Origin of the sequence: Streptomyces violaceusniger Tu 4113 (genome assembly GCF_000147815.2) — a bacterium.
Lineage (GTDB): Bacteria > Actinomycetota > Actinomycetes > Streptomycetales > Streptomycetaceae > Streptomyces > Streptomyces violaceusniger_A.
The window spans coordinates 5031533-5048830 of the sequence record NC_015957.1 but is presented as its reverse complement, the minus strand read 5'-3'; the positions used below and the strand labels follow the sequence as shown (position 1 = coordinate 5048830).

The 17298-nt window shown below is 68.5% G+C and carries 11 protein-coding genes and 2 pseudogenes; 5 read left to right on the top strand and 8 right to left on the bottom strand.

The genetic code is table 11. From position 1 onward, the window contains the following. Positions 1-300: 300 nt before the first annotated feature. Positions 301-1059, top strand: a complete 759-nt coding sequence (locus STRVI_RS20895; RefSeq protein WP_014057646.1) for a MerR family transcriptional regulator — start codon at positions 301-303, stop codon at positions 1057-1059. A 495-nt stretch (positions 1060-1554) separates the two neighbouring features. On the opposite strand, the gene STRVI_RS20885 is transcribed toward STRVI_RS20895, so the two are convergent. The 5 genes and pseudogenes from STRVI_RS20885 to STRVI_RS50720 form a co-directional block, all read right to left on the bottom strand. Further along, positions 1555-2151, bottom strand: a complete 597-nt coding sequence (locus tag STRVI_RS20885; protein WP_014057645.1) for a TetR/AcrR family transcriptional regulator — start codon at positions 2149-2151, stop codon at positions 1555-1557. Positions 2152-2343: 192 nt separating this feature from the next. Beyond that, positions 2344-4704 (bottom strand): glycoside hydrolase family 3 N-terminal domain-containing protein, encoded by a 2361-nt coding sequence (locus tag STRVI_RS20880; protein ID WP_014057644.1) that lies wholly within the window; start codon positions 4702-4704, stop codon positions 2344-2346. Positions 4705-4738: 34 nt separating this feature from the next. Next, positions 4739-6871 (bottom strand): hypothetical protein, encoded by a 2133-nt coding sequence (locus tag STRVI_RS20875; RefSeq protein WP_014057643.1) that lies wholly within the window; start codon positions 6869-6871, stop codon positions 4739-4741. Positions 6872-6957: 86 nt separating this feature from the next. Then, positions 6958-9399 carry a glycoside hydrolase family 2 protein gene (locus tag STRVI_RS20870; protein ID WP_014057642.1) on the bottom strand — a complete coding sequence of 814 codons (2442 nt, stop codon included), beginning with the start codon at positions 9397-9399 and terminating at the stop codon, positions 6958-6960. Between the two features lie 437 nt (positions 9400-9836). Next, positions 9837-10129, bottom strand: a pseudogene (locus tag STRVI_RS50720) (IS701 family transposase); the annotation flags it as partial. Between the two features lie 252 nt (positions 10130-10381). On the opposite strand from STRVI_RS50720, the gene STRVI_RS46420 reads away from it, so the two are divergent. Then, the gene (locus tag STRVI_RS46420) at positions 10382-10798 is read left to right on the top strand and encodes a nuclear transport factor 2 family protein (RefSeq protein WP_014057640.1); all 417 of its coding nucleotides are present in this window, start codon (positions 10382-10384) and stop codon (positions 10796-10798) included. 22 nt (positions 10799-10820) lie between these two features. On the opposite strand, the gene STRVI_RS48145 is transcribed toward STRVI_RS46420, so the two are convergent. From STRVI_RS48145 to STRVI_RS20840, 3 genes are all read right to left on the bottom strand, one after another. Next, positions 10821-11665, bottom strand: a protein-coding gene (locus STRVI_RS48145) for an IS5 family transposase (RefSeq protein ID WP_435532585.1) whose coding sequence is annotated in 2 segments (ribosomal slippage) — positions 10821-11323 and positions 11323-11665 — 846 coding nt in all. Because the reading frame shifts where the segments join, the coding sequence is not laid out codon by codon here. Positions 11666-11702: 37 nt separating this feature from the next. Continuing rightward, complete coding sequence (locus STRVI_RS20845; protein ID WP_014057639.1) at positions 11703-12827, bottom strand: mandelate racemase/muconate lactonizing enzyme family protein; 1125 nt, start codon at positions 12825-12827, stop codon at positions 11703-11705. Continuing rightward, complete coding sequence (locus tag STRVI_RS20840) at positions 12824-13909, bottom strand: alcohol dehydrogenase family protein (RefSeq protein WP_014057638.1); 1086 nt, start codon at positions 13907-13909, stop codon at positions 12824-12826. Before STRVI_RS20840 ends, STRVI_RS20845 begins: the two co-directional genes overlap by 4 nt. 415 nt (positions 13910-14324) lie before the next feature. Between STRVI_RS20840 and STRVI_RS20835 the strand changes: the two genes are divergently transcribed. From STRVI_RS20835 to STRVI_RS20830, 3 genes and pseudogenes are all read left to right on the top strand, one after another. Next, entirely contained in the window at positions 14325-15107 is a 783-nt protein-coding gene (locus STRVI_RS20835) for an IclR family transcriptional regulator (protein ID WP_014057637.1), read from the top strand. Between the two features lie 122 nt (positions 15108-15229). Continuing rightward, a pseudogene (locus STRVI_RS56010) lies at positions 15230-16200 on the top strand (N-methylproline demethylase); the annotation flags it as partial. Continuing rightward, the gene (locus tag STRVI_RS20830; protein WP_353477076.1) at positions 16198-17289 is read left to right on the top strand and encodes an FAD-dependent oxidoreductase; all 1092 of its coding nucleotides are present in this window, start codon (positions 16198-16200) and stop codon (positions 17287-17289) included. The pseudogene STRVI_RS56010 and the gene STRVI_RS20830, both read left to right, overlap by 3 nt. The last annotated feature ends 9 nt before the right edge of the window (positions 17290-17298 follow it).

Here is a 17298-nt window from a genome sequence, read left to right as displayed (position 1 = left end):
CCGGAGAGCGTGCCCACGAAGAAGTCGAGTGAGCGGTCGACCTCCTTGAGCGACGGACCCCGGTTCATGTGACCGTGGGGCATTCCCGCCGCGAGGTAAGACCGACCGGCAGTTGGTGCTGCCTGGGAGCACGTACTGCGGTGGGTTTCCTGCAACGGGGTGTGGTTGAGTTCTGATCATTGCTACGGAGGGTGACATCGGCTTGGTGTCCCCGCGTGTGGTTCGGGAATTGACCTTGCCGTTGCGTCAACTTCTACGGTCGTGTGTGGCCGGACAGTCCGGTCGGGATGGGAGACGGTGATGGCCTGGTCGATCGCGGAGGTGGCCCGGATGTCGGGTGTGACGTCGCGGACGCTTCGCCATTACGACGAGGTGGGCCTGCTGCCCCCGGCATCGGTCGGGAGCAACGGCTACCGCTACTACGGGGAGAGCGAGTTGCTGCGGCTGCAGCAGATCCTCGTGATGCGGGAGCTGGGCCTGGGGCTGGTCGAGATCGCGGCGGTGCTGGCCGAGGAGGTCGACCAGGTGGACGCACTGCGGGCGCACCACCTGCGGCTTGTGGCCGAGCGGGACCGCCTGGACACGCTGGCCCGCACCGTCAGCCGCACCATCGCCACGTTGCAGGACAGGAAGGACGACGGCATGTCGACGATGCAGCACCCGGAGAACCTGTTCGAGGGGTTCGACGCCGCGCGCTACCACGACCAGGCGAGCGAGCGGTGGCCGCAGGAGGCGCAGCAGTCACAGCAGTTCGCCGACACGCTCACCGCGCAGGACCAGGAGCGCCTGCAGCGGGAGGCGACCGCGCTGCTGGTGCGCCTGGCCGCACTCATGGCGGCCGGCACGCCAGTGGCCGACCCGGCCGTGCAGGCCGAGGTGGACACGCAGTACCAGGGCCTGTGCCGGATGTGGACCCCGAACGCGGCCGCGTTCAAGGCCCTGGGCCAGACCTATGTCACCGACCCGCAGTGGCGATCGGTCTACGACCAGGTCGCCGACGGCCTGGCCGAGTACCAGCGCGATGCGATGGCCGCCTACGCCGACGCCCGCCTGAGCTGACCCCCGCGCTCCGCCGGGAGGCTGCAGACTCCCGGCGCACTGCCCGCGGACCTTCCTGGACGTTCCGGCCCCGGCCGCAGCCTCCCGGTGCGGCACGTCCCGAACCGCGCCCCGAACAGGAACCCGCCGTGATCCCGACCAGCTGGATCCATCACCACCGCTCCCAGGACAACGATCTCCTGGGCTAAGGTTGCCCCCGTGAACCCGCCGCCGTGCAGCCCCAGTAGCGCCCGGCGCGGCTCGTCCCGCGGGGCGTAGATCCGAACGGGGATCTCTCCGTGAGCTCCCGGCACCGTGCGGCCCTCGACTGAGACGTCCGGCATGCTCCACTCTCCGGGATCACGGAAGTACTCGATGAACCGGTTCATGGCCTCGGAGTCCGTCTGGGCATCCTCCCAACGGAGGCCCTCCAGAAGGTGCGTCTTCTCGGCGAGGAAGGGATCAAGGGGCAGGAAAGAAAATCTATCATTTAATAAAAATTGCGTCTGAGTACCTTCACTCGGCCGGAGGCGCCAGCATCCGCGTGAACGTCTCGGCGATCGCGGCGATGTCCACCGTGGGGTCGTGCATCCACTGGATCTGCAGGCCGTCGAGGACCGCCAGCACCGCCCTGGCCAGGTGGCCGGCCGGCTCGTCGGCCCGGATCAGGCCGGTCCGCTGCCCCTCCTCGAAGTCCCGTGTGACCTCGGCCGCGAGGCCCCCATAGCGCTCGGTGAAGTAGCTGTGCGCGGGGCTGCCCGGGTCGGTGGCCGCCGCCGAGAGCGTGACGTACAGCTTGGCGAGGCCGGGGTGGTCGGTGGTGTGGCGGGCGCTCGCCGCCATGCCGTCGACAAAGGTCCCGCCTTCCCCTCCCGCACCGGCGACCTGCTTCCCCAGCGTGTCCCGCCGCTCCAGCACCGCGAGAAGCAAGTCGTCGCGCGTGGGAAAGTAGTACGTCAGCGCCGGCTGCGTCACTCCGACCCGGTCGGCGATGTCCTGCAGGGAGGCGCGTTCTCCGTGCTCGTCGATGGCCTCGTAGGCGGCCTGAAGGATCCGTTCCCGCCGTTCCGCGCTCTTGCGGTACGGGCCTCGTGGTTTTCGCTGGTTCGTCACGCGTCAGACCGTACTTCATCTTCTTCGTCGGCGACTGGGCTTATGGCCTGCGCTGTTGTCCCGTGACGGACACGCGGCCACGGCACGACAGCGCGACAGAGCGGACGCGCTCACCGGTGTCGATGGCGCGCCTGCCCGGCCTTCCTGGCACGGCCGGGCCCGGATGTCAGGTCCCGTGTCCGGCCGGCCGTTCTAGCCGACGGTGATCGTCGCCGCGCAGGAAAGCGCGTCGGCGGCGAGTCCGGCCAGTACGGTGACGTCGCCCGGCTCGATGCCTCGGCGCCCGTCGGTCAGGGTGTAGTGCAGCCGCTCCACAGGTGCCTCCAGGACGATGCTCCTGCGCTCCCCCGCGGCGAGAGCGACACGGGCAAAAGCGATGAGCTGCCGCACCGGGCGGACGACCGAGGCGAACTCGTCGCGCGCGTACAACTGCACGACCGTCTCGCCCTCCACAGCACCGGTGTTCACCACAGTCAGCCGGGCCCGCACCACACCGTGGACCACCTCGACCGCCGTCCCGTCCTGAGCGCCGCCCTGTTCGTCCAGCGTGACCTCGAAGTCGGTGTACGACAGCCCGTGGCCGAAGGCGTAGAGAGGGCCCTGGGTGTCGAGGTCGCCGTAGCCGTGGCGGGTGCCGGTGGGGTGTGCGTAGCCGCTGCCGTGGTGATGGCCGTGGTAGAGAGGGATCTGGCCCAGGTGGCGCGGGAAGGTGCTGGGCAGCTTGCCGCTGGGGTTGATCAGGCCGTACAAGGTGTGCGCGATCGTGGTGCCCGCCTCCTCGCCGAGGAGCGGCGCGAGCAGGATGGCGTTGGAGGCCCGGGCCGCCTTCCCCAGCAGCAACGGCCGACCGGAGACGATCACGGTCACCAGCGGCTTACCCGTGGCGGCCAGGTGGTCCAGGAGGTCCTCCTGATCGCCGGGCAGAGACGGAGAGACCGAGGTCTGGCCCTCGCCTGCGGTGTTGTTGCCGACCCAGCCGGTGCGTTCGCCGAGGACCGCGAGGACCAGGTCGGCGTCGGCCACGGCGGCCCGCACCATTTCGGCGTCCTGGGAATCGTCCTTCTCGAAGCGGCCCAGTGACACGAAGTCGACCTTCGCGTCCAATGCCTTGAGCCCGTCGAACACGGTACGGGCCTCGGGGTGGATGTCGCGGGCCACGCCCTCGAAGGTGGCGTCCATGCCGGGCATCCGGGTCTGGAAGATGTCCGTGAAGTTGAAGGTCCCCGGATCGACTCCGGGGACCCTGCCCTCCATGACCGCCATCATGCCCAGCGGCATCTCGGCGTTGGAGACGGAGGTGTACGCGCCGAAGTGGATCCGGAGCTCGTCGGCGGCGGGGCCGACGACGACGATCCGGCGCTCCCCCGGTGTCAGGGGCAGGGTGCCGTCGTTCTGGAGCAGGACGGTGCTGCGGGCGGCGAGGGCGCGGCGGATCTCGGCGGCCTCCGCGCGGTCCGGACGCACCGCCGGCGCGGGGCGTGGTCCGAAGTCCGGGACGAGTCCGACGCGGGCCTTGACGGCCAGCACCCGGCCCACGGCCACGTCGACGACCTTCTCGTCCAGACGCCCGGCGGCGACCTCGTCCACCAGGGACACGTAGTTCGTGTTGCCCGGGAGTTCGACGTCGAGCCCGGCGGACAGTGCCTGAACCGCGGCCTCACCCTCCGTGCGGGCGGCGCGGTGGTGGGTCCGCAGCATGTTGACCGCGTCGTAGTCGCCGAGCACCAGCCCGTCGAAACCGAGGGTCCCGCGCAGGAATTCGGTCAGCAGCCAGTGGTTCGCGGCCACGGGCACGCCGTCGATCTCGTTGTACGAGTTCATCACCGCCGCCAGTCCCGCCTCGGCGATCGCACGGCGGAACGGCTCGGCGTACTCGTCGATCAGGGCCCGGCGTCCGAGTTGGGTCGCCGCCTGGTTCAGGGCGCCCTCCGAGTTGCCGTAGCCCAGGAAGTGCTTGCCGGTCGCAAGGACGCCTTCTTCCTGGTGCACGCCTTGGACGAACGCGACGGACAGCTGCGCCGCCAGCTCCGGGTCCTCGCCGTACGTCTCGTGCACGCGGCCCCAGCGCGGGTCGCGGTTGATGTCCATGACCGGCGCGAAGAGCAGCTGGATCCCGGCGTCCCGTGTGTGCGCGGACGTCACGGCGGAGGCCTGCCGGACCAGCGCCGGATCCCAGGTCGTCGCCTGCGCCCACGCCGTGGGGAACTGTGAACCGGAGGCGTGCAGGAAGCCGTTGATGCCCTCGATGTGCACCAGCGCGCCGATCCCGAACGGCGTCACCTCCCGCACGCCGGCCTGGATCTTGGCGAGTTGCGTGCGCAGGGTGTCGGCGTCCCCGCCGAGGAACCAGGCCAGTGAGAGGTGCCCCAGACCGTGCGGACGTAGCTGCTTCAGGCGGCCGGCATCGATGCCGGGGACGTTCGGAAGATCTTCGTCTGGCTGTCCGAAGAGTTCGGGGGTGTTCAGGCCGCTGAGTTGTGCGACCTTTTGTTCCAGCGTCAGCCGGGAGACCAGGCGTGCGATGTCGTCAGGGTTCCATTCACCAGTGGCCATGTCAGGTCTCTTTCGTTTACGGGTGGTCGGACGGTCAGGGCCAGACGGTGAAGCCCTCGTGCTGCACCTGCCAGCTGCCGTCGCGCGGGAAGCCCGGACAGTCGGTGTCGGGGACGGTGCCGATGCCGGTGTCGGAGGACTCCCAGCCGGCGGCCATGAGGGAGACGGCGGCGAGGAGGCCGCCGTTGGCCGGGTTGTAGAGCGGCAGGAGGCTGCCGATCTGCGGGGCATGTCCGACCGCCGAGTAAGCGTTCTTCGGGGTGTCCATGAGCAGGGCGTCCACCGCGAGGTCCGGGCGGCCCACCCGGGTGGCGGTCATCGCCGCGGCCGGGAAGTCCCAACCCCAGGCGGACTCCCACTGCCAGTCGTCGAGGACGTCGAGGAGCGTGGCCTCCATGACGCCCGGATCCGTGAGCGGGCCGGCGGGGACGACACCGAGTGCGCACAGGAGGGAGGGGTGGTCGTCGCGGCGCAGAAAGGGCTCGGCCGCGATCGCCGTGTAGGTCCCCTTGTTCTGGTGGGGGGCGGCCAGGTTGTCCTGAATATCCTGCCACTGCCTGTTGCGTTCCAGGCCGAGGCGTTCCCGCCAGAACTGGGCGATCTCCAAACCCCACCACCAGTAGGCGAGTTCGAAGGTGGGGTCCTCGGTGGTCCTCGCGTCGTAGAACTCCTGCGCAGGCATCACCGGGGCGGGCAGGTGGTAAATGCCGGAGCGCTCCTCGACGAAGGAGGCCATGAACATGCCGGTCTCCTCGACGAGTTCGGCGAAGCGGGTGACCAACTCCGCGCGCCGGTCGGCCGGTAGGGCGCGGTGGAGCAGTTCGAGCAGGTAGAGGGGATGGGGTTGCTGCCAGATGAGCAGCGCGCCGATCTCCGACGGGCTCTCCCGGCCGTCCGGGCCGACCTGCTTGGGCCAGCGGGCGCCGTCATAGCTCTGGCGCCGGGCGGTCTCGCGGGCTGAGTCCAGGGCGGACAGGTACCAGTCCATGCTGCGGGCGAGCAGCCGGGGGCGTCCCCAGGCGGCGAAGTGAGCCGCGTGCCACCAGTGCATCTCCAGGTGGAACTTGCCGAACCAGGAGTTGGCGACCAGTCCCGACTCCTGCGGCGGGAGCGAGCCCGAGCCGTGCACGGCGGTCAGGTACTGCGACAGGACGACCCGGCGCTCCAGCTCCGCCGCCCGCGGATCGGTGCTGCCCGCGAAGTCGACGGCCGCGCCCGAGGTCCAGAAGTCGCGCCACCACGCGGCTGCCGCGTCGGACACGGCCGCGAAGGTTGCGCTGCCGGTCTCGTCATCGGGTGAGAAGCCGGCCACGAGTTCCAGCACGGTCGCCGAGCCGGTCGGCGTCAGTACGAACACGTGCGGCTCGCCCGTCGCGGACAGCGCGCCTTCGGTCCAGTCCAGCCGTACCGCGTAGGCCGTATCGTCGAGCATCCGCCGGATACGAGCCGCCCGCTCCCCCAACTGCTCCAGCGTCGACGCGTGCTTGTCGGGCGAGGTCCAGTCGGAGGTCTGGAAGAAGCCGTCGCTGGCGTAGGGGAACTTCAGCACGACACCGGCGCGGCCGCTCGCCAGGAGCTCCGACTCGATACGGAAGGCGACGCGTGACTGGTGCGGGTCGGCGACCGTGGTAACCCGCACCTCCTGACCGGCGTACTCGAACCTGCTGGTGAGGGTGCCCGACCAGAGGTCGAGTCGCTGACGGGGGTTCGCGAGCGCCTCGGGGTAGGTCTCCGGCTCCGCCCCGGGCGCCGGAAACAGTTGCAGGCCGATGCGGCCGAGGTCGATCCGGTGCGGGTTCGTGTGGAGCCAGGCGCCGGCGCGGAGCTCCTCGGGCAGCTCGCCGCCGAGCATCGCGGCGGTGTCGAACCTGTCCGGGTACTGCACCGGCCCGCGTGCCGTCTGATATGTCGACATCGCGTCGTCGAGGACGAACCCGTCGGGGTTGGGCATCGAGTGCCATCCCCAGTTCGACATGGTCGCGTTGTTGACGGCGAGCCGTTGCTCGGCGAAGGCCGCGGACTGGTCGTGGTAGGCGACGAAGGTCTGCATACCGGTGATGTCGGCGGTGTAGGCGAAGTCGCCGTTGCCGACCGTCAGGACGTGGGCCGGGTCGGGCCGGGTGAGCTCGATGGCGTGGCGGCGGACGAGGGCTTCTCGGTCGATCATGGTCACCGTTCCTGGTGGTGCGGCTCTATGCGCTGCGCTGTACGGTCAGGGATCGACGTCGGCGATCCGCGTACCACGGTCCCGGGCTATTCGGCCGTGACGACGACATCCACCGGATCACATCCCGGCGCGGTCGCCGTGAGGCGGATCTTCCCGGCCGCGGTAGGCCGCAGAACGACCTGTGCGCGTCCTTCGTACGTGCGGCGTTCGGTGGCGTCGAGCCGCTCCTGCGTCGACGGGTCAGAACTGCCGAATCCGATCAGTTCGCCCGCTCCGGAGACCTCCACGCTCACCGGGCGGTCGGCGGCGGTGTGCACAGTCCCGTCCGCGTCGGTCAGGGCCAGGGTGACGTAGGCCAGGTCGCCGCCCGTGGCCCGAATGACCTCGCGGTCCGCCTCAGCGGTCAGCCGCACCGGGCCGTTGGCCCACCGCAGGCTGGTGCGGCCGGTCTCGACGCCGTCCCGGTAGGCGACGGCGACCAGTTCTCCCGGCACGTAGACGACCTCGAACTCGGTGCGGAACCGGTGCTCCTCACCGACCGGTCGGCGCCCGAACGAGTTGCCGTTGCCGATGAGTTCCACCTCGTCGGCGTCGCTGTAGACCTCGACCGTGACCGGCTCGGCCTCGAAGCCGGGCCACGTCCAGCTGGAGATGCTGTCGCTCCACGCCCACGGTGACCCCGCCCATGTCTTGCCATGCTGCTCGGGGCGCCGCACCGCGATGTACGGCTCGGAGCGCAGCCCGAAGACGATCTCGCGATAGTAGGAGGCGGGCCGGCGGTGGCCGGTGATGTCGATGTCGCCGCAGCCGGCCACCAGATACGGATACGGCGCGTTGTGGGCGGGCTGCGGCCCGCCCTCCGGGACATACTGAGGCCTGCCTATGCCGACCTCGCCCAGGTACTCCCAGCCGGTCCAGGTGAAGTCGCCGATGACATGGCCGTACTGCTTCACCAGCCGCCAGTTGCCGTCGATGCGGGTGGAGAAGGTCTCGGTGCCCAGGATGATCCGGTTCGGGAACAGGTCGCGGTCCAGGGCGTAGCGGGCCTCGGCGTAGTTCATGCCGGCCACGTCGAGTACGGCGAAGGACTCGGCTGTGCGCTCGGTGACCAGCTCCGAGGAGCTGACCGCGTTCATCGCGTCGCCCGCGTCGGCCATGAGGGTGTTGATGCCGGCGCCGTCCTCCGCCGCCTGCTCCAACGACTGCTGCTGGAGAGCGCCCAGTTCGGACATCACGGCCAGCATGCCGTTGACGGCGTTGGTGACATACCGCGTGGGGTCCAGGCAGCGGACCTTCTCGGCGAGTCTGCGTCCCCATGCGGCGCCGAAGGGCGAGCCGGTCTCGGGGATCTCGTTGCCGATCGAGTACATGATCACGCTGGGGTGGTTGAAGTCCTTGGCGACCATCGCCTCTATGTCGCGCTCCCACCATTCCGGGAAGTTCAGGCTGTAGTCGAACTCGCTCTTGCCGGACGTCCACATGTCGAACGACTCGTCCACGACGAGCATGCCGATGCGGTCGCAGGCGGCCAGCATCGCCTTGCTCATCGGCTGATGGGAGATGCGGATCGCGTTGAACCCGGCGTTCTTGAGGATTTCGACCCGGCGTTCCTCGGCGCGGGCGTAGGTCGCCGCGCCGAGGATCCCGTTGTCGTGGTGGACGCAGGCGCCGCGCAGCTTCACGGTCTCGCCGTTGAGGCGCAGGCCCCGCTCGGGATCGAGCTGCAGCGTGCGGATGCCGAAGGTGACCTTCTCCTCGTCCACGCCCTTCAGTGCCACGTGGCAGTCGTAGAGGTCCGGCGACTCGGGGCTCCACAGGGCCGGGGAGGGCACGTAGAGCCGCTGCCGGGCGGTGGCGGGCTCGCCCGGCAACACCGTCACCCGGGAGTGGTCGCTCGCGACGACGGCTCCGGAGCCATCCCGTATCTCCGTGACGATGTCGACCGTATGGACCTCGATCGAGTCGTTGGCCACGTCCGTCGCGACCTCGACCACGACGCGCGAGTCGTCGACATCGGGTGTGGTGACCCGGACCCCGTCGGGCGCGATGCGTACCACCTCGCCGACGAGCAGCCAAGTGTCGCGGTAGATCCCCGCGCCCGTGTACCAGCGGGAGTCGCGGTGGGCACGGGCCTCGACCCGGATCTCGTTGTCCTCCCCGAAGCGCAGGAAACGATCGGCGTCGACGCGGAAGTGCGAGTAGCCGTACGGCCGCTGCCCGGCGTAGTCGCCGTTGATGAAGACGGTCGCGTCACGGTACACGCCCTCGAACTCGACGAAGATCCGCCTGCCCCGGTACTCCTCCGGTACGGCGAAGGTCTTGCGGTACTCGAAGACCCCGCCGGGGAAGTAGGCGCCCGCGGAGCCCTCCATCGTGACCTCGCCGTCCGGGGCGGCCCGCTGCTGCTCGATCATCGCGTCGTGCGGCAGCGTCACCGGGCGGAAGGGGACCACGTGACCGGACAGCTCGGCGAAGGGGTTGGCCTTGGGCCGGACCTGCCAGCCGTCGTTGAAGGACGTGCGGATCATGTGGACTCCATGAGTAGTCGGCTCGCCGCGCCTTGAGTGACTGCGATGTTTCGGGTTGAAAATCTATCACTCAAAAAAATTAGCGCCTAGAGGCAGCACGAACCCTCGTGAACAGCACCTACGACATTGACGTGGGCCGCCCGGAAGCTCCAGACGGCCCACGCCTGTGGACACTGCGCGGTCTGCCTGACGGCCGCTACTCGTCAGGGAACAGCTTGGCCGCGTTGGCCGCTCGGGCCTGCTTGATCGTGCCTGCATCCCGGGCCAGGCAGTACCCGGCGGTCACGGCCTTGTCGACTGCATTGTCGTGGGCGGCGAGCGGTTCTGGTAGGGCTTGGTCAGGTTCGTAGGTGTGGGTATGTCGCGGTGGCAGGTAGGGCATGCGCCAGCCCAGGCGGCGAGGACTGTCCGCAGGTGGTGGATGACTTGATAGAGGCTCAGACCTGCGCTGTGTCTTTTGGGTGGTGTGCCAGCCGCTGCAGGGTGCAGAAAGCATGGACGGCGGAGACGAGGGTGACGTGGTGGTGCCAGCCGTTCCAGGTGCGGCCCTCGCAGTGGGCCAGGCCGAGGGCCTGTTTCATCTCGCGATAGTCGTGCTCGATGTGCCGGCGGAGCTTGACCAGCCGCACCAGCGTGGCCGCGGCATCCCCGAGGGCAGGTTCGAGAGCCAGAACTGCACCGGCTCTGGCTCGGTGGCGGGCCATTCGGCCAGCAGCCACCGCTGGGGCAGTTCCGGACGGCCTCGCCGTCACGGTCCGCTGGGCCGACGGAGGCCGTACGGTCATCAACTTCGGCGCCGACGGCCTCTCACTCGACCAGGTGTGAAGTTGCGATGAACTAGGCGGTTTCGTTTGGATCACTGGTCAGTTCATGGCTGGGGAGCCTTGACACGGGCTGGGAGCCGTGTACACCGTTCCCCCGGCTCGTCCGAGCCAGCCAGGGCTAGGGCCCACGGCGCCGCTTCTTCACGTGAGGTTGTCCCATGAGTCATATCGCCGATCGTGCCGCCATCCACGATCTCAACACTCGTTACGCGGTTGCTTTCGACGGCTTCCGGGTGAATGAGTCCTCCGGCTGCTGGGCCGAGGATGGCGTCCTCGACGAACGCGAGACCGGCTTCGGCCTGTTCCAAGGGCGCGAGGCGATACGCGACTTCTTCCGCGACTCACTCTTCGCCCATGCCCGCTACGTCATCCACGTCATGTTCAACCACCTGGTGACGGACATCGAGGGCAACCGCGCGGCGGGGAGTGTCTTCTGTCTCGTGGAAGTGGTGAAGAACGACGGCGGCTACGTTCGCTCCCACGTCAAGTACGAGGACGCATACGTTCGCGTGGACGGACAGTGGAAGTTTGGCAGCCGCGTCATCAAGCCGTCCTTCCCGGGCGCCCCGTCATGAGCCCTGGGAACTTTCATTTGGATCACCTTGCGGACCAGAGGAAGATGCCTGCGATGTGGAGTCCGGCCAGGTATATGGTCGCGGTCTTCTCATAGCGGGTGGCGGGACCGCGCCACTGCTTCAAGCGGTTGATACACCGTTCGACGGTGTTGCGCTGCTTGTATGCCTCGCGGTCGAAGGCGGGTGGCCTGCCCCCTCGGCTGCCGCGCCGCAGCCGGTGGCCTTGCTGGTCCGCCGGGACAGGGATCACCGCCCGGATCCCGCGCTTGTTCAGGTGCTGGCGGACAGCGCGTGAGGAGTATGCCTTGTCTGCCAGGACGACTTCCGGCCTGGTCCGAGGACGTCCGCGGGGCCGGGGGACGCGCAATCGCGTTATCACTTCGGTGAAGGCCGGAGCGTCCCCGGCCTGTCCAGCGGTGAGGACGAAAGCCAGGGGACGGCAGTTGCCGTCGGCAGCCAGGTGGATCTTTGTGGTCAGTCCGCCACGGGACCGGCCGATGGCGTGGTCAGCCGGCTCGCCGGCCGGAGCCCCTTTGTGCGAGCCCCGGCCGCGTGCTGGTGAGCGCGCACGATCGTGGAGTCCACGGAGACCGCCCGGTTGAGGTCTTCGTCCGCGTCGGCCTGGGCCGTCAACGCGGTAAACACCCGCTCCCAGGTGCCGTCGATGGCCCACATCCGCAGCCTGTTGTAGACACCCCGCCAGTTGCCGTACTTCTCTGGCAGGTGGACCCACTGCGTGCCGGTCTGGAACTTGAAGGCGATCGCGTCGATCACCTCACGGTGATCGCGCCAGCGGCCACCCCGCTTCGGCGTCCGGTCCGGGAGCAACGGTTCGATCCGCGCCCACTGCGCGTCAGTCAGCGGCATACCCGGACCAACGACTGGCTGATCCAAACGAAACTGCCTAGTCGCCCCAGGTCATGTCCGGGTCGCCGAGAACGTCCTCGTCGACGGTGATTCCCAACCCCGGCGAGCCGCCGGGCAGGACGCCGCCTTCGATGCGCTGGAGGTCGAGTTGCGCCGTCTTGAGCGTCACCATGTCCTCGCAGTTCAGGACAGACCGGAGCAGTCGCTCGGGAACGGTGGCACCCAGCTGGAGGATCGCGGCGAAGGCGATGGACGAGCCGACCGTGTCCTGCACGCTGACGGTGAGCCCGGCGGCACGGCAGATGTCCCTGTGGCGGCGGCCGGGGGTCAGTCCGCCGGCTTTGGAGATCTTCAGTCCGATTCCGTCGGCGATGTCCTCAGCAGCGATCAACGCGATGTCTGCGTCCAGTTGGGCGAGTTCGTCGATCACGATGGGGTAGGGACACCTGCGGCGAAGCGATTTCGTCTCGCGCCAAGTGGCGCAGGGGGCCTCGATGGCGAAGTCCAGACCGGATGGCAGCATCTGGATCATGCGCAGGGCCGTCTCCGGGAGCATCCCACCGTTCGCGTCGGCCAGGAAGAACTCGCCGGGACGCCGGTCGGCCAGGCAGGCGGTGATACGTTCGGCGTCAAGTGCGGGCCCGCCTTCCCTGTCCAGGGAACCGATCTTGATCGAGTGCCCGAGATAGCCCCTGGCCCGGTGGTCGGCCACGCGTGCACGCATCTCTTCCGGATCGCCCGCGTGGATCGAGGAGATCATGGGCAGGGGGACGTCCGTGGAGCCGCCGAGGAGTTCGCACACCGGGAGGCCCACCGATTTGCCGAAGGCATCCCAGCACGCGACGTCGAGGGCGGTCTTGGCGTGGTTGTGACCGATCAGGATGCTGTCCATGAGGTCGGCGATCCGGTCCGTCTGCCGGGGGTCTCGTCCCAGAAGGGCCGGTGCCAGCTCCGCGATGCCGGCGCGGGTGCCCAGCGAGTGTGCGGCGATGTAGGTCGAACCGAACGGAGTGCTCTCGCCCCAGCCTTCGGTGCCGTCGTCGCACGTGATCCGGACGATGGATGCGTCGAACGACTCGTATGTCCGGCCGCCCGAGAGGTGGTAGACCCCGCCCGAGTACGGCAGTTCGACGTTGTAGAGGTCAATGAGCGAGATCTTCATGCCGTGTTGCCTCCGGGCGGCGGGACAAGCACCAGCTTGCCGAGGTGCTGCTTGCTGAGGAATTCCTCTTGGGCGCGAGCGATGTCCTTCAGGTGGTACGTGCGAGAAACGACCGGCCGTACTTCACCGCGTTCGATGTACCCGATCAGGTTCTCAAAGACTTCGTCCTCCTGGAACGTGCAGCCGAAGAGCGAGAGATCCCTGAGGTACAGCGTGCGCAGGTCGATTTCTGCGGTCGGCCCGCCGATGGCGCCAGCGCTGGCATATCGACCACCAGGGGGCAACAGGTCCAGCAGGCGCGGAAACTGAGGACCGCCGACAAGATCGATCACCACATCGACGGATCCTGCGCCGAGCGCGCTGATCAGATCCGCGCCCCGATCGACTGTCCGGTCGGCGCCCTGGGCCAGGACACCGGCGGCCTTCGCGGCCGAGGACACCGCGATGACCGTCGCGCCCCGACGTTTCGCGAGCTGCACGGCGGCGAGTCCGACTCCCCCCGAAGCGCCGGTGACCAGCACCCGCTCCGGCCCTACGGCGGCCCGGTGCAGCATGTTCTCGGCGGTGGAATAGGCACACGGTACGGCCGCGAGTTCCTCGTCGCTCCAGTCACTGCGGACGGCGTGCGTTTCCTGGGAAGGAGCAACCGTGAACTGTGCGAAGCCGCCGTCACATTCACTACCGAAGGTCCAGCACTCGAAAGGCCGGTAGTCGACGGGCGTGCGCAGCATGTTCCGTACCAGGACCCGCTCGCCGACGCGGTCGGGCGAAACGCCCTCTCCCACATCGACGATCCGGCCACAAACGTCCGCTCCTTGAATGCGCGGGAACTCGAGAGCCTTTCCCGACCACGTGGCGTCCACATCGTCGATGGCGTCGAACCCTGCCGCTCCGCCCTCACCGGTCTCGGAGCCGACCGCCTTCGAATACCAGCCGATTCGTGTGTTCACGTCCGTGTTGTTGATTCCGGCGGCGGCAATCTGGATGAGCACTTCGCCCTCGTCGGGGCGAGGAACCTCTACGTCCGTTCGGTACTCGAGTCTTTCCAGCCCGCCGTGGCCGGTGAGGAGGACGGCGGCCATGGCCCTCGGCAACGAAGGAGGAGTTCTTTCCACGGTGTTCCTTACGTCTGTGTTCCTCACGTCAACCAGGAGTCGGCCAGCGTCTTGTTCTGGCCGAGCCACTCCTTGGCGGCTTCCTGCTCGTGCCCCTGCCGTACACCTTTTTCAGCCGAGATGCCTCAATCACCGTGCCCCACCTCCGGGGGTCCGCGCGGGGCGGAAGGAACGCGCAGTCTCGCATTGCGAAACGAATGTACAATGCGGTACGAAGATGACTCCGCGCCGGACGGCCCGTCAAGCCCCCTGCGTCGAGGAAACGGCGAATTGACACCGGACGACCGCCAGGGCAGCCGCATCGGGTGGCCGTGCACCGAGCCGACATAAGGTGGGCCGGGCGGACGCCGGGAGCACTCACGGCTTGGATACTCTTTGCGTCATGACCAGCAACGGGGGCCGCCCACGTGATCACTCGGTGCAGTCCGTCGACCGGGCGGTATCGATCCTGCAGGTGTTGGCCAAGCAGGGCCCCAGCGGCGTGACCGAGATCGCCGAGGAGCTGGGCATCCACAAGTCGACCGTGTTCCGGCTGCTGGCGACGCTGGAGTCCCGGGGCATGGTCGAGCAGGACACCGAGCGCGGGCGGTACCGCATCGGGTACACGATGGCCGAACTCGCGGCCGGCGCCGGCAAGGTGAACGACCTGTCCGTGCCGAGCCACCCCATCTGCCAGGAACTCGCCGCGACCGTGGGCGACACCGTGAACGTGGCGGTCCGCGACGGGGACGACATCATCAGCATCGACCAGGCGATCGGTGCGGCGATCATGAGCATCGACTGGGTCGGCAAGCCTTCCCCGATGCACGCCACCTCGGCGGGCAAGCTCTTCATGGCGCACATGACCCCGGACGAAGTCGCGGAGATATTCGCGAAGCGACCGCAGAAGTACACCCCGCACACCATCGTCGACCCGGTGCGTCTCGCGGCGGAGCTCGAGGAGGTCCGCGAGCGGGGATACGCCACCACCAGCGAGGAGCACGAGATCGGCCTTGCCGCCATCGCCGCCCCGATCCACTCGCTGAACGGCCAGGTCATCGCCGCCGTAACCCTGTCGGGGCCGACGTTCCGCATCAACCAGGACACCATTCCCGACCTGGCGGAACAGGTGATGCGGGCAGGCGCGAAGATCTCCTGGCGCCGGGGATCCGTGAAGCGCGACTGAGCGGGCGCGGGACGGGAAAGCAAAAGGGCTCTTGACGGCTGGGGATTTCCAGCTCCACCATTTGTCTCGTATGGCGATTCTGTTTCGCAAAGCGAAACGCCCGGAGCTTCTGAGGAGCTGCTGTGCCCTCACCCACCCTGGATCCCCTGCTCCAGCCCTTCCAGCTCAAGCACCTCACCCTGCGCAACCGCGTGGTCAGCACCTCCCACGAACCGGCATTCGGCGAGGAGGGCATGCCCAAGGACCGCTACCGGGCCTACCATCTGGAGAAGGCGCGGGGCGGGGTCGGCCTGACGATGATCGGCGGCTCGGCGGTGGTCTCCCCGGACAGCCCGCCCGCGTTCGGCAACCTGCTGCTGTACCGCGACCAGATCGTGCCGTGGCTGCGCCGGCTCACCGACGACGTGCACGAAGCCGGGGCGGCCGTCATGTGCCAGGTCACCCATCTCGGCCGCCGTACCAGCAACTTCACCGGCGACTGGCTCCCGGTGGTGTCCGCCTCACCGCTACGAGAACCCGCCCACCGCGCCTTTCCGAAGGCGGCCGAGGCCTGGGACCTGGACCGGATCGTCGCCGACTACGCCGCCGCGGCGGTCCGTTGCCAGGAGGGCGGCCTCGACGGCATCGAACTCCAGGCGTACGGCCACTTCCTGGACAGTTTCCTGTCCCCGTTCACCAATCACCGCGACGACGAGTGGGGCGGCAGCTGGAGAACCGGATGGCATTTCCGCGCCGGGTGATCCGCGCTGTCCGTGAGGCCGTCGGCACGGACTTCATCGTCGGCGTCCGGATGTCGCTCGACGAGGCGCGCCCGGGCGGCCTCGGCCTCTCCTTCGACGAAGCGCTCACCGCGGCCGAGCGGTTCACCGCCGACGGCATCGACTTCATCAGCACCATCCGCGGCTCCATCGAGAGCGACGCCACCCTGGCGAAGACCATCCCGTCCATCGGCACCCCGCTGGGGCCGTACCTGGGCTTCACCGGCGAGATAAAACGCCGACTGTCCATACCCGTGATGCACGCGGCACGCGTCGCCGACATCGCCACCGCGCGGCACGCCCTGCGCGAAGGCCTCCTCGATCTGGTCGGCATGACCCGGGCACAGATCGCCGATCCGTACCTGGTCGCCAAGGTGAAGTCCGGCCAGGAGGACCGTATCCGCCCTTGCGTCGGGGCGAGTTACTGCCTCGACGCCATCTACGACTCGGGCGACACCAAGTGCATTCACAACCCGGCCAGCGGCCGCGAACTCAAATTTCCCCACCTCATCCCTCCCACGATCGGCCGACGCAGAAAAGCAGTTGTCGTCGGAGGAGGCCCGTCCGGCCTGGAAGCGGCGCGGGTGCTGGGTGAACGCGGCCACGATGTCGTCGTGTTCGAGGCTGGCGACCGGCCCGGCGGTCAGATCCGCCTCGCAGCGTCCAACCCCCGGCGGGGCGACCTGATCCAGATCGTCGACTGGCGCATCGCCGAGTGCAAGCATCTCGGGGTCGACCTGCGCCTGGGAACCTACGCCGAGGCCGACGACGTCCTCGCGGAGCACCCCGACCTCGTGATCGTCGCGACCGGGGGCATGCCCAACCGTAGTTTCCTCACCGCCGGGGAGGGCCTGGTCGCCGACACCTGGGACGTGATGTCGGGCTCGCTGCGGCGACCGCGGGGCGAGATCCTCGTCTACGACGACCATGGCGGCTACCCGGCCATGGACGCGGTCGAGGTGCTCACGGCGTCGCCCGACGTCCGGATCGAGTACGTCACCCCGGAGCGCACCCTCGCTCCCGACGTCGGCAGCATGAACTCCCCTGCCTACCTACGGGTGTTCGCCGAGCACGGCGTCACCACCACACTCGCCCAGCGGCTGCGTTCGGTACGCCGCGCCGGCGACGGACGGCTCGCCGCGACCCTCTACAGCGAGTACACCGAGGCCGAGACCGAGCGGATCGTGGACCACGTGATCGTGGAGCACGGAACGCTGCCGATGGACGAGCTGTACTTCGAACTCCTCCCCGACTCGACCAACTTCGGCGAAGTCGACCACCGCGCCCTGCTCGCGCACGAGGAGCAGACGGTGGTCCACCACGAGCAAGGCCGCTACCAACTGTTCCGCATCGGTGACGCGGTCACCAGCCGCAACGTCCACGCCGCCATCCTCGACGCCCTGCGGCTCTGCCTGCCCGTCTGAGCCACCCCG

Bases quoted from the DNA above. Each gene is read 5' to 3' on its own strand.
- STRVI_RS20895 (WP_014057646.1), top strand. From the start codon at position 301: ATGGCCTGGTCGATCGCGGAGGTGGCCCGGATGTCGGGTGTGACGTCG.
- STRVI_RS20880 (WP_014057644.1), bottom strand. From the start codon at position 4,704: ATGGCCACTGGTGAATGGAACCCTGACGACATCGCACGCCTGGTCTCC.
- STRVI_RS20875 (WP_014057643.1), bottom strand. From the start codon at position 6,871: ATGATCGACCGAGAAGCCCTCGTCCGCCGCCACGCCATCGAGCTCACC.
- STRVI_RS20870 (WP_014057642.1), bottom strand. From the start codon at position 9,399: ATGATCCGCACGTCCTTCAACGACGGCTGGCAGGTCCGGCCCAAGGCC.
- STRVI_RS46420 (WP_014057640.1), top strand. From the start codon at position 10,382: ATGAGTCATATCGCCGATCGTGCCGCCATCCACGATCTCAACACTCGT.
- STRVI_RS20845 (WP_014057639.1), bottom strand. From the start codon at position 12,827: ATGAAGATCTCGCTCATTGACCTCTACAACGTCGAACTGCCGTACTCG.
- STRVI_RS20840 (WP_014057638.1), bottom strand. From the start codon at position 13,909: ATGGCCGCCGTCCTCCTCACCGGCCACGGCGGGCTGGAAAGACTCGAG.
- STRVI_RS20835 (WP_014057637.1), top strand. From the start codon at position 14,325: ATGACCAGCAACGGGGGCCGCCCACGTGATCACTCGGTGCAGTCCGTC.
- STRVI_RS20830 (WP_353477076.1), top strand. From the start codon at position 16,198: ATGACCCGGGCACAGATCGCCGATCCGTACCTGGTCGCCAAGGTGAAG.